Source organism: Streptomyces sp. WG5 (assembly GCF_049974565.1).
In the GTDB taxonomy this organism is placed as follows: Bacteria; Actinomycetota; Actinomycetes; order Streptomycetales; family Streptomycetaceae; genus Streptomyces.
Window position 1 is genome coordinate 44,071 of the sequence record NZ_JBNGGC010000045.1, and the last position, 9,229, is coordinate 53,299.

At 73.6% G+C, this 9,229-nt stretch carries 7 protein-coding genes; all 7 read left to right on the forward strand.

Going from position 1 to position 9,229, the window contains the following annotated elements; genetic code table 11:
- The first annotated feature begins 136 nt into the window (after positions 1 to 136).
- The 7 genes from ACP4IX_RS32845 (at position 137) to ACP4IX_RS32875 (ending at position 9,089) form a co-directional block, all read left to right on the forward strand.
- Positions 137 to 2,176 (forward strand): bifunctional aldolase/short-chain dehydrogenase, encoded by a 2,040-nt coding sequence (locus ACP4IX_RS32845; RefSeq protein ID WP_426558155.1) that lies wholly within the window; start codon positions 137 to 139, stop codon positions 2,174 to 2,176.
- Positions 2,173 to 3,627, forward strand: coding sequence for a rhamnulokinase (locus ACP4IX_RS32850; protein WP_426558157.1), 1,455 nt, complete (start codon positions 2,173 to 2,175; stop codon positions 3,625 to 3,627). Before ACP4IX_RS32845 ends, ACP4IX_RS32850 begins: the two co-directional genes overlap by 4 nt.
- Before the next feature lie 91 nt (positions 3,628 to 3,718).
- Entirely contained in the window at positions 3,719 to 4,474 is a 756-nt protein-coding gene (locus ACP4IX_RS32855; RefSeq protein WP_426519182.1) for a (Fe-S)-binding protein, read from the forward strand.
- Entirely contained in the window at positions 4,471 to 5,964 is a 1,494-nt protein-coding gene (locus tag ACP4IX_RS32860) for a lactate utilization protein B (RefSeq protein WP_426519184.1), read from the forward strand. The genes ACP4IX_RS32855 and ACP4IX_RS32860 overlap by 4 nt, the downstream gene beginning before the upstream one ends.
- On the forward strand, positions 5,961 to 6,605 hold the full coding sequence (locus ACP4IX_RS32865; RefSeq protein WP_426558159.1) for a LutC/YkgG family protein: 645 nt from the start codon (positions 5,961 to 5,963) through the stop codon (positions 6,603 to 6,605). The genes ACP4IX_RS32860 and ACP4IX_RS32865 overlap by 4 nt, the downstream gene beginning before the upstream one ends.
- Before the next feature lie 384 nt (positions 6,606 to 6,989).
- Complete coding sequence (locus tag ACP4IX_RS32870; RefSeq protein WP_426558161.1) at positions 6,990 to 7,775, forward strand: ABC transporter ATP-binding protein; 786 nt, start codon at positions 6,990 to 6,992, stop codon at positions 7,773 to 7,775.
- Positions 7,776 to 7,778: 3 nt separating this feature from the next.
- The gene (locus ACP4IX_RS32875; RefSeq protein ID WP_426558163.1) at positions 7,779 to 9,089 is read left to right on the forward strand and encodes an FtsX-like permease family protein; all 1,311 of its coding nucleotides are present in this window, start codon (positions 7,779 to 7,781) and stop codon (positions 9,087 to 9,089) included.
- The last annotated feature ends 140 nt before the right edge of the window (positions 9,090 to 9,229 follow it).

Below are 9,229 nucleotides of genomic sequence, written 5' to 3' on the forward strand. Positions count from 1 at the left end.
GGGTTCCGACCGGTCACGGTCTGCGGGCCGTATGTGGCTGACCGCGCCCACGCGGCAAAGCCGCATGTCCCGTACAGCCCCGCGCCCCTTGCAGGGGCGCTGTCCTCGCCCTCCGTCGAAAAAGGACTGACAAGACATGGCATCCCACCCCGAAGCCGCCGCCCTCCTCGCCCGTTCCCACCGGCTCGGCTCCGATCCCCGCAACACCAACTACGCCGGCGGCAACGCGTCCGCCAAGGGCACCGCCACCGACCCCGTCACCGGTGGTGACGTCGAGCTGATGTGGGTCAAGGGCTCCGGCGGCGACCTGGGCACCCTCACCGAGGCGGGGCTGGCCGTGTTGCGGCTGGACCGGATGCGGGCGCTCAAGGACGTCTACCCGGGCGTCGAGCGCGAGGACGAGATGGTCCCCGCCTTCGACTACTGCCTGCACGGCAAGGGCGGCGCGGCGCCCTCGATCGACACGGCGATGCACGGGCTCGTCGAGGCGGCGCACGTCGACCACCTCCACCCCGACTCCGGGATCGCGCTGGCCTGTGCGGCCGACGGCGAGAAGCTGACCGCCGAGTGCTTCGGCGACACGGTGGTGTGGGTGCCGTGGCGGCGGCCCGGTTTCCAGCTGGGGCTGGACATCGCGGCCGTGAAGGAGGCCAACCCGCAGGCGATCGGGTGCGTGCTCGGCGGGCACGGCATCACCGCGTGGGGCGACACCTCCGAGGAGTGCGAGCGCAACTCGCTGCACATCATCCGCACCGCCGAGGCCTTCCTCGCCGAGCGCGGGCGGCCGGAGCCGTTCGGCGCGGTCCTGGACGGGTACGAGGCGCTCCCCGAGGCCGAGCGGCGGGAGCGGGCCGCGGCGCTGGCACCGTACGTCCGTGGCCTCGCCTCGCAGGACCGGCCGCAGGTCGGGCACTTCACCGACACCGACGTGGTGCTCGACTTCCTCGCGCGTGCCGAGCACCCGCGGCTCGCCGCGCTCGGCACCTCCTGCCCCGACCACTTCCTGCGCACCAAGGTGCGGCCCCTGGTCCTGGACCTGCCGCCGACCGCGCCCCTGGACGAGGCGGTCACCCGGCTGAAGGAGCTGCACGCCGCCTACCGCGAGGAGTACGCCGCCTACTACCACCGGCACGCCGAGCCCGGCTCCCCCGCGATGCGCGGCGCCGATCCGGCGGTCGTGCTGGTGCCGGGCGTCGGCATGTTCAGCTTCGGCAAGGACAAGCAGACCGCCCGGGTCGCCGGCGAGTTCTACGTCAACGCGGTCAACGTGATGCGCGGGGCGGAGGCGGTCTCGTCGTACGCGCCGATCGAGGAGTCGGAGAAGTTCCGCATCGAGTACTGGGCGCTGGAGGAGGCCAAACTCCAGCGGATGCCGAAGCCCAAGCCGCTGGCGACGCGCGTCGCGCTCGTCACCGGCGCGGGCAGCGGCATCGGGAAGGCCATCGCGCGGCGGCTGGCCGCCGAGGGCGCGTGCGTGGTCGTGGCCGACCTGAACGCCGAGAACGCGGCGCGGGTGGCCGAGGAGCTGGGCGGGGCGGACCAGGCCGTCGCCGTGACCGTCGACGTCACCTCCGAGGAGCAGATCGCGGAGGCCTTCCGGGCGGCCGTCCTCGCCTTCGGCGGCGTCGACCTGGTGGTCAACAACGCGGGTATCTCCATCTCCAAGCCGCTGCTGGAGACTTCCGTCGAGGACTGGGACCTCCAGCACGACATCATGGCCCGCGGCTCCTTCCTCGTCTCACGCGAGGCGGCCCGGGTGATGACGGCGCAGGAGATGGGCGGCGACATCGTCTACATCGCCTCGAAGAACGCCGTGTTCGCCGGCCCGAACAACATCGCCTACTCCGCCACCAAGGCCGACCAGGCCCACCAGGTGCGCCTCCTCGCCGCCGAGCTGGGTGAGCACGGCATCCGTGTGAACGGAGTCAACCCGGACGGTGTGGTGCGCGGTTCGGGCATCTTCGCGGGCGGCTGGGGTGCCAAGCGGGCGGCGGTGTACGGGGTTCCGGAGGAGAAGCTGGGCGAGTTCTACGCGCAGCGGACGCTGCTCAAGCGCGAGGTGCTGCCCGAGCACGTCGCGAACGCCGTGTTCGCGCTGACCGGCGGCGACCTGACCCACACCACCGGCCTGCACGTCCCGGTCGACGCCGGCGTCGCCGCCGCGTTCCTGCGATGAGCGCAGCCGTGGACGTCAAGTCGTACGCCGCGGTCGATCTCGGCGCGTCCAGCGGGCGCGTCATGGTCGGCCGCGTCGACCCGGACCGCCTGGAGCTGGCCGAGGCGCACCGCTTCCCCAACCGGCCGGTCCGGACGCCCGAGGGGCTGCGCTGGGACGTCCTGGCGCTGTACGCCGGTGTCCTGGACGGGCTTCGCGCGGCGGGCCCGGTGGACTCGGTCGGCATCGACAGCTGGGCCGTCGACCACGGCCTGCTGGACGCCGACGGGGCACTGCTCGGCAACCCCGTGCACTACCGCGACGCCCGCACCGAGGGCGTCGCGGAGAAGGTGTGGGCCACGCTGCCCGCCGCGGAGCTGTACGCGGCGACCGGGTTGCAGTACGCCCCCTTCAACACCCTTTACCAGCTCGTCGCCGCCCGTGGTACGGCCCAGTTCGCCCAGGCGCGGCGGCTGTTGCTGATACCGGACCTGCTGACCTACTGGCTGACCGGCGAGCAGGGCACGGAGCTGACCAACGCCTCCACCACCCAGCTCGTCGACCCCCGCACCCGCGACTGGTCGCACGACGTCGCGGACCGGCTCGGGATCGACCTCGGCCTGTTCGCGCCGCTGCGCCGGCCCGGTGACCCGGCGGGTGTGCTGCGCCCGGCCGTGCTGGAGGAGACGGGGCTGGCGGGGCCCGTGCCGGTGACGGCGGTCGGTTCGCACGACACCGCCTCCGCGGTGGCCGCCGTCCCGGCCTCGGGCGAACGGTTCGCCTACATCTGCACCGGCACCTGGTCGCTGGCCGGTCTGGAGCTGACCGCTCCGGTGCTGACCGAGGAGAGCCGCGCCGCCAACTTCACCAACGAGCTCGGGCTGGACGGCACGGTCCGTTACCTGCGCAACATCATGGGGCTGTGGCTGCTCCAGGAGTGCGTACGGGCCTGGGGCGAGCCGGATCTGGGCGGGCTGCTGCTCGCGGCGGCCCGGGTGCCGGCGCTGCGGTCGGTGGTGGACGCGGGGGACGCGGCGTTCCTGGCGCCGGGCCGGATGCCGGAGCGGATCGCCGAGGCGTGCCGTGCCTCGGGGCAGCCGGTGCCCGGGACGCCCGCCGAGGTGACCCGCTGCATCCTCGACTCGCTGGCACTGGCCCACCGCAGGGCCGTCGAGGACGCCCAGCGGCTCGCCGGGCACCCGGTCGACGTCGTGCACGTCGTCGGCGGCGGCACCCGCAACGCGCTGCTGTGCCAGCTGACCGCGGACGCCTGCGGGCTGCCGGTGGTCGCGGGGCCGACGGAGGCCGCGGCCCTCGGCAACGTCCTCGTGCAGGCGCGCGCCGACGGGCTGGTCGGCGACCTCACCGGGATGCGCCGACTGCTGGTGCGCACCCAGTCGTTGACCCGGTACGAGCCGCGCGGCGGCACGGCGCGCTGGCGGGCGGCCGAGGCCCGACTCGCCGACCGGTGAACGGCATCTCCCCCCGGCCCCGGCATGCCGACTACCCTGCGTTTCATCCGATGATCAAGATGTTCGAGCCGACCGATCACAAGGAGCCGCGATGCGTGTCGCCCTGTTCCTGACCTGCGTCAACGACACGCTCTATCCGGAGACCGGCCGTGCCGTGGTGAAGCTGCTGACCAGACTGGGCGTCGAGGTCGACTTCCCGATGGCCCAGACCTGCTGCGGGCAGGCGCACTACAACACCGGCTACCGGCACGAGGCGGAGCCGCTGGCGCGGCACTTCTCGGAGGTCTTCGAGGAGTACGAGGCGATCGTGACGCCCTCCGGCTCGTGCGGCGCGATGGTGCGGGAGCTGTATCCGCGCATGGGCGAGCGGGCGCGGGCGGAGGGGCGCGGGGACACGCTCGCGGCCACCCTGGCGCCGGTGGTGCCGAAGACGTACGAGCTGACGGAGTTCCTGGTGGACGTGCTGGGGGTGACGGACGTGGGGGCGTACTACCCGCACACCGTCACCTACCACCCGACCTGCCACGGGCTGCGCGGCCTGGGGCTCGGCGACCGGCCCCGGCGGCTGCTGGAGGCGGTGAAGGGGCTGGAGCTGGTCGAGTTGCCGGGCGCCGAGGAGTGCTGCGGCTTCGGCGGCACCTTCGCCGTGAAGAACTCCGACGTGTCGGCGGCGATGGGCGCGGACAAGGTGCGCAACGCCGAGTCCACCGGGGCCGATGTGCTGTGCGCGGCCGACAACTCCTGCCTGATGCACATCGGGGGGACCATGACGCGGCTGCGGACGGGCATGCGGCCGGTGCACATCGCGGAGATCCTGGCGGGCACGGAGCGGGAGGCGGCCGTATGAGCGGGACGTATCTGGGGATGCCGGCCTTTCCGGAGGCGGCGCGTGCGGCCGTGCGCAATCCGACGCTGCGCGGGAATCTGCGTCACGCCACGCACACCATCCGGGACAAGCGGGCCCGCGCGGTCGCGGAGCTGGACGACTGGGCGGCGCTGCGCGAGGCCGGGAAGCGGATCAAGGACCACACGCTGCGTCATCTCGACCGGTACCTGGTGCAGGTGGAGGAGGCGGTCACGGCGGCCGGCGGGACCGTGCACTGGGCCGCCGACGCCGACGAGGCCAACGAGATCGTCGTCCGGCTGGTCAAGGAGAGCGCCGGCAGTGACGTCGGAAGGCGTGAGGTCGTCAAGGTCAAGTCGATGGCGACGCAGGAGATCGGTCTCAACGAGGCCCTCGAGGCGGAGGGCATCCACGCCTACGAGACGGATCTCGCCGAACTGATCGTGCAGTTGGGCAAGGACCGGCCCTCGCACATCCTGGTGCCGGCGATCCACCGCAACCGCGGTGAGATCCGGGACATCTTCCGTTCCGAGATGAGCGAGTGGGGCCGCCCGGCGCCCGAGGGCCTCACCGACACACCCGCCGAACTCGCCGAGGCGGCCCGGCTCCACCTGCGGGAGAAGTTCCTGCGGGCCGAGGTCGGCATCTCCGGCGCCAACTTCGTGGTCGCCGAGACCGGCACGCTCGTGGTCGTGGAGTCCGAGGGCAACGGACGGATGTGCCTGACCCTGCCCGAGACGCTGATCTCGGTCGTCGGCATCGAGAAGATCGTGCCGACCTGGCGGGACCTGGAGGTCTTCCTGCAGACCCTCCCCCGCTCCTCGACGGCCGAGCGCATGAACCCGTACACGTCCATGTGGACGGGCACCACCGACGAGGACGGTCCGCGGACCTTCCACCTGGTGCTGCTGGACAACGGCCGCACCGACACCCTGGCCGACGAGGTCGGCCGCCAGGCCCTGCGCTGCATCCGCTGCTCGGCGTGCCTGAACGTCTGCCCGGTGTACGAGCGGGCGGGCGGCCACGCCTACGGCTCGGTGTACCCGGGTCCGATCGGCGCCATCCTCAGCCCTCAGCTGCGGGGCACGGGAAGCGAGATCGACGCCTCCCTGCCGTACGCGTCGTCGTTGTGCGGCGCCTGCTACGAGGTGTGCCCGGTCGCCATCGACATCCCCGAGGTGCTGGTGCACCTGCGGGAGCGGGTGGTGCAGGGCGGGCCGGCCGTCCGGCAGGGCAACAGGGTCGTCCTGAAACCGGCGAAGGGACACGCCGCGGAGCGGGCGGCGATGCGCGCGGCGCAGTGGGCGTTCACGCGTCCGGGCGCGCTGCGGGCCGGTCAGCGGCTGGCGTCGCGCACCCGCCGCCTCCACCCGCGCACCCTTCCGGGACCGGGCCGGGCGTGGACCGGCAGCCGGGACCTTCCGGAGGTGCCCGCGGAGCCGTTCCGCGACTGGTGGCAGCGCACGCACGGCGGAAGGGACGGGGCGAAGTGAGCAGCAGGGAACGCATCCTGGGCCGCGTGCGACGCGCCCTCGCGGACGTACCGGACGACGACCCGGCCTACGAGCTGGCCGTACCGCGGGACTACCTGCGCGAGCACGGGCAGCGGACCGTCGCCGGGACGGTGGAGTTGCTCGCCGAGAACCTGGCGGACTACCGGGCGGTCGTGCACCGGTGCACGGACGAGCAGTTGCCGGAGCTGCTGACGCGGCTCCTGGCCGCCCACGGCTCGCGGAGCGTGGTGGTACCGCCCGGGTTGCCGCCGGGCTGGCTGGGGGCCGTCGACGTGACCCTCGTCCATGACAGGGCGGCGCACACCCCGCACGAACTCGACCGGGTCGACAGCGTGGTCACGGGGTGTGCCGTCGCCGTCGCCGAGACCGGCACGATCGTCCTGGACGGCTCACCCGACCAGGGCCGCCGCCGCATCACCCTCGTCCCCGACCACCACATCTGTGTCGTCCGGGTGCCGGACCAGGTGGTCTCCGCCGTGCCCGAGGCCCTGGAACGCCTCGATCCGGCACGCCCGTTGACCTGGATCTCGGGTCCCTCGGCGACCAGTGACATCGAGCTGGACCGGGTCGAGGGGGTGCACGGTCCGCGCACCCTGGAGGTGGTGCTGGTGGGCGGGTGAGCGAAGGGGCCGGCCGGCCTCGTCCAGGGCCACCCGGTCGCGCGTGCCCGCCACGATCCGACGCCGCCGCAGCGACGAGCCGAGGACCTGGCCGAGGACGTCCGGCGAGGAACGGTCCACGGCCTTCGGGTCGTCGGCGTCCTCCTCCGGGAGTCCGGCGGCCGCGAGCATCGTCTCGGTCCGGCGCGACCGGCCGGGGTAGCAGTCGACGCCCTCGTGACCCACGAGCGGTCCGGCCGTGGCGGACACCGTGACGCATGCGGGGCCGGGGTGTCACTGAGTACACCCCCCGGACGGGTTCTGCGCCCAGTGTGGCCCGGCCCCGGGCTCCGTAGCGTCGTCGGCGAGGCACCGCACAGGGCGTGCCGACGGAAGGTGATGACGATGTTTCGCACCGGCGCACGAGGCGGCCACGACCAGGGCCCCGCACCCGAGGCGCTCCGGCTCGTCGAGGTGACCAGGACCTACGGCACCGCCGAGAACGCGGTGACCGCGCTGGACGGGGTCACCCTGAGCCTGGGCCGGGGCACGTTCACCGCGGTGATGGGCCCGTCGGGCTCGGGCAAGTCCACGCTGCTGCAGTGCGCGGCGGGTCTCGACCGGCCGGACAGCGGCGTCGTGTGCGTGGACGGCACCGAGCTGACGGGGGGCGGCGAGGCGGAGCTGACGAGGTTCCGGCGCGGTCGGGTCGGGTTCGTGTTCCAGCAGTACAACCTGCTGGAGACGCTGACGGTCGCGCAGAACACGGTGCTGCCGCTCAAGCTCGCCGGACGCCGCGTCGACCGGGGGCGGGCCCGGGAGATCCTGACCGCGGTCGGCCTCGGGGACCGGCTCGGGCACCGTCCCGGCCGGCTCTCCGGCGGTCAGCGCCAGCGGGTGGCGATCGCCCGTGCCCTGGTCACCGAACCCCGGGTGATCTTCGCGGACGAGCCGACGGGCGCGCTGGACACGCGCAGCGCGCGGCAGGTGATGCTGCTGCTGCAGGAGGCGGTGCGGGTGCACGGGCGGACCGTGGTGATGGTGACGCACGACCCGGTCGCCGCCTCGTACGCCGAGTCGGTCGTCTTCCTCGCCGACGGACGGCTGGCGGGGCGGTTGGACGCCCCGACCCCGGACGCCGTCGCGGAGCGGCTGGCGCACCTGGGCGACGACGTGCCGGCCGGGGTGTGAGCGATGTTCGTACTGGCCCTGCGGTCGGTCCGGCGCCGCCCCGGACGGTTCCTCGCGACGCTGCTGTCCGCCTTCCTGGGGGCGGCGGTCGTCATGATGTTCCACTCCCTGCACGACACGGCCGGGCAGGACGGGGTGGACCCGGTCAGCTCCGAGACGCTGGGTACGGCGGCGGGGGTCGTGGGCGGTTACGGAACCCTGCTGGTGTTCTTCGCGGTGGCCTCGACGCTGACGGTCAACGTGCGTCAGCGGACCGCCGAGTTGGAGCTGCTGCGCTGCTCGGGGGCGACCCCGGCGCAGATCGGGCGGATGGTCGTGGGTGAGGCGGTGGTCGTGGCGCTGGTGGGCGCGGCGTCGGCGACCGGTCCGGCGATGCTCGGCGGGCGGGCGCTGCTGGGGATGTTCCAGGACGGCGGTCAGGTGGCGCGGCCGGTCGAGTACTCCTTCGGTCCGATCGCGCTGACGAGCGGCATGGGGATCACGCTGCTCGCGTCGGCGGGCGCCGCGTTCCTGGCGGTGCGGCGGGTGGCGCGGGGCAGCCGGGAACGGGCCGGGGCCAAGCGGTTCCTGGCGTACGCCGCGCTGGTCACCGGCGCCGCGGGGGCCGGTGCCACCTTCCTGTTCTCGGCGACGGACGAGGCGCTGATGGCGCCGCCGGCCTATGGGGCGATCCTGCTGTCGGTGGGCTTCGCGCTGCTGTCGCCGCGGCTGCTGCGGGGCGTGCTCACCCGGCTGCCGCTGAGCGGGGCGAGCGGCTGGCTGGCCGTGCGCAACCTGCGTGCGCGGGCCGATCACCTCGCGGGGATCCTGGTGTCGCTGATCCTGTTCACGGCGGTGTCGACGGCGACGCTCACCATGCAGGCGGTGGAGAGCGACGCGGTGAAGGCCTCCGGCCTGGTCAAGTCGGTCGACGCCAAGAACCTGGAGACGCTCAACCTCACGGTGGTCGGCATCATCGCGGTGTTCGTCTGCGTGATGCTGGTCAATTCGCTGTACGCGGCGACGACGTACCGCTCCCGGGAGTTCGGGCAGCAGCGGCTGGCGGGGGCGACGCCCGGGCAGGTGCTGGGCGTGGTCGGCGCCGAAGGCGTGATCCTGACGGTCACGGGGGTGTTCTTCGGCACGGTGGCGGCGCTGGCCGGGGTCGTGCCGTTCGCGGTCGTGCGGACGGACGCGGTGCTGCCGGACCGGTTCCTCGGCGTATGGCTCGCGATGGTGGCCGTGTCGGCGGCGGTGACGCTGGGGACCGGTCTGGGCACGGCCCGGCGGGTGCTGCGGACGCCGGCGGTCGGGGCGGTGGCCCCGGCGGCGTGAAGGTCTGGCGGGGGGGGGGGGGGGGGGGGGGGGGGGGGGGGGCCCCCCCCCCCCCCCCCCCCCCACGGCCGCGGGTCAGCTCAGCGGCTCCACGCGGATGTTGCGGAACCGCACCTTGTTGCCGTGGTCCTGCAACCGGA